The organism is Streptomyces melanogenes, assembly GCF_014649795.1.
GTDB lineage: Bacteria > Actinomycetota > Actinomycetes > Streptomycetales > Streptomycetaceae > Streptomyces > Streptomyces noboritoensis.
The window spans coordinates 1-2343 of record NZ_BMTS01000069.1 but is presented as its reverse complement, the minus strand read 5'-3'; the positions used below and the strand labels follow the sequence as shown (position 1 = coordinate 2343).

4 protein-coding genes are annotated in these 2343 nt (G+C 68.0%); 3 read left to right on the top strand and 1 reads right to left on the bottom strand.

Annotation, left to right across the window (positions count from 1 at the left end):
* Positions 1 to 292: 292 nt before the first annotated feature.
* Entirely contained in the window at positions 293 to 1015 is a 723-nt protein-coding gene (locus tag IE252_RS42730) for a GntR family transcriptional regulator (protein ID WP_190094917.1), read from the bottom strand.
* A gap of 166 nt (positions 1016 to 1181) precedes the next feature.
* Between IE252_RS42730 and IE252_RS42725 the strand changes: the two genes are divergently transcribed.
* From IE252_RS42725 to IE252_RS42715, 3 genes are all read left to right on the top strand, one after another.
* Positions 1182 to 1370: a hypothetical protein gene (locus IE252_RS42725; protein WP_229849172.1), complete on the top strand. Its 189-nt coding sequence runs from the start codon at positions 1182 to 1184 to the stop codon at positions 1368 to 1370.
* A gap of 232 nt (positions 1371 to 1602) precedes the next feature.
* Positions 1603 to 1869: a DUF7848 domain-containing protein gene (locus IE252_RS42720; protein ID WP_190094915.1), complete on the top strand. Its 267-nt coding sequence runs from the start codon at positions 1603 to 1605 to the stop codon at positions 1867 to 1869.
* Positions 1866 to 2168 (top strand): hypothetical protein, encoded by a 303-nt coding sequence (locus tag IE252_RS42715; protein WP_190094914.1) that lies wholly within the window; start codon positions 1866 to 1868, stop codon positions 2166 to 2168. The genes IE252_RS42720 and IE252_RS42715 overlap by 4 nt, the downstream gene beginning before the upstream one ends.
* Positions 2169 to 2343: the final 175 nt, after the last annotated feature.

Here is a 2343-nt window from a genome sequence, read left to right as displayed (position 1 = left end):
GCGTTCCCACGTGGCAACTGCCCTCAGCTTCACCAGGCGGCTGCGACCGCCAGGCGGTGGAGTCCTTTCACCTCCACTCGATTCCGTAGCGCCTCGTGGCGCACCTCAGGTTGTCCCAGAGGAGCACGATGGGGGCGCCGAGTAACGCGCTGACCAGGGAAAACGTCCAATGGGAGCGCTGAACCCTCCGATGCGAAAGCGGCCCTCACTGCGGTTTCAGGTCGGGACGACAAAGCCCCGTCACTCTCTCCAGAGCGACGGGGCATTGTGCGCAGCTGACGCGTTCGCCGCTCTACGGCTGGTACTCGTACCCGATGGTGAAGCGAGGGGGGAGGCACCACTCTCCGTACTCGATGACCCCCTCTGAGTCTGACCAGCGGTGGGCACCGGCCAGGACCGGGGAGCCGATCGCAAGGCCGAGCGCGCTTGCCTCGCGTGCGTCTGCCTCCCTGGCGTGCATGTCGTCGCGGGCGTGCGTGATCGTGCGCCCTGTGGCCTCCAAGACCCGTGCCGACAGCCCGTGATTCCGGCCGGGAGAGATGTTCAGCAGGTCAGGAACCAGGGCTGCGAAGTGTGCGGGGTACCACGTCACCGCGAACACGGTCCGAGTCTTCCCGCGACCGGCCAGCCACTCGCGCCGGACGATCTGGTCACCGGTGTTCAGATCGAAGATTTCACCGACATACAAGGGCGGAGTGACCAACTCTGCGGCCGTCACCCGCGAGGTCTCGCCCTCGGCAAGAAACGTCTTCACTCTTTGGACCCGGTCCAACCGGTCACGGGCCGACAGGGTCCACACAGGGTCATCAGCGACGTAGGTGCCGCGCGGAGTCGTCCGGATGTAGCCCTCCACCTGGAGCGCCTGGAGCGCGCGGGAGACGGTGGCCGCCGCCACCTGCCAACTGCCCGCGATCTCTCGGTTGGTGGGCAGCTTCGCGCCGGGCTCCAGCTCGCCCGACAGGATGCGTTGCCGAAAATCATCGGCGATCTTCGTGAACGTCTTCTCGCTGGGCATCTGCCGTTCCCCTCAAGAGAGTTGAACCGAACCGTTACCCAGCACACTAGTGTGCCGGAATCCGTTGCAGGAGTGCTTCGGCCAGTCTGAGAGTGGACTAGTACACGAATGGAGGACGGCCGAGGGGATGGCGAGAGCATTGGCTCAGGAGGAACCGGCGCAGGGAGTGCGCTACAAGGTAGACCGCTCCGGGAAAATCGGGAAGGTGGTCGGTTCCTACCTGGGGAGCGTCTACCTCCGGCCGCCGGGCGGAGGCTTGGAGTGGGCCGTCCGCCCGGACACGCTGAGGGACCCGACGCCCCAGGAGCTGTGGACCGCGCTCTCGCCCACGGGCACGGTCGGCGGTGGCCGCTGATGTGGGCGGTGCGATCGAGCATGCCGGAGGTGGCGTTTGAACCCCGGCTCCGACCCGACCTGGAACCGCTTGCGCATCCGGAGTGCGTCATCTGCCGGGACATGGCGCACCTGCGGTCCGACGCCCGCGAGAGGGGCGATGGGGAGGCCGTGGCGGACTGCAACGCGCACATCGGCAACCACCCCCACACGCAGACGCTGAAGACGTCGGCGCTGACGCAGGGGGGCAGAGCGTGAGCACCAAAGCCCTCTTCACGTATGCCGTGCACTGGATCGGCCGGCATCCGGAGGCGGAGGTCACCATGACTGCCCGGTGCCTGGCCGCCACGTGCGGGTGGGAGCTTGCGCCGACCGGTGACCTGGCGGCCGGGGACGAAGCGTGCATGACCCACACCGGCCTCCACCCCGGCCACGACCGGTTCGAACGCCAGTGGTCCGAAGTGTCGCTGGTGACCCGGACGGCCGGGGCCGCCGTGTCCCGGGCGGGGAGTTCGACGTGACTCACCCGTTACTGCGGGCGGCCTTGCGACGCATGGCCGAGTTCCCCGACGGCCAGGGCGCCGGGTTCAGTGCCGATTGCCTGGCGGACGGGTGCGGGTGGAGCCAGGAGGTCACTGCGGATTTCATCGCGGCCCACACGGTCCTGGAGGACCACGCCCTGGAGAGCGGCCACACGATCTTCAACACCGTGGTGGCCACGATCAGCGTCGTGGACGTTCCCGGGGTGGAGGAGCTGCGCCGGGAGGGCCGCAAGGAGCGGTGGAGGGCGGACAGTCCCGCCGGACAGGCCCCCGCGTGAAGCGCCAGGCCCTGGCCGTCACGCTCGGCGCGGTCCTGTGGATCGTGACCGTGGCCCTGATGGCCAGACGCCTCTACTGAGTTTGTGGGCGTGATGTCGTAGAGGGCTGACAGGTGGTGGCCGTCGCGGTATGCCCGGACCATGAGGTATCCGCAAGGTGGTGGTCTGACTGCCG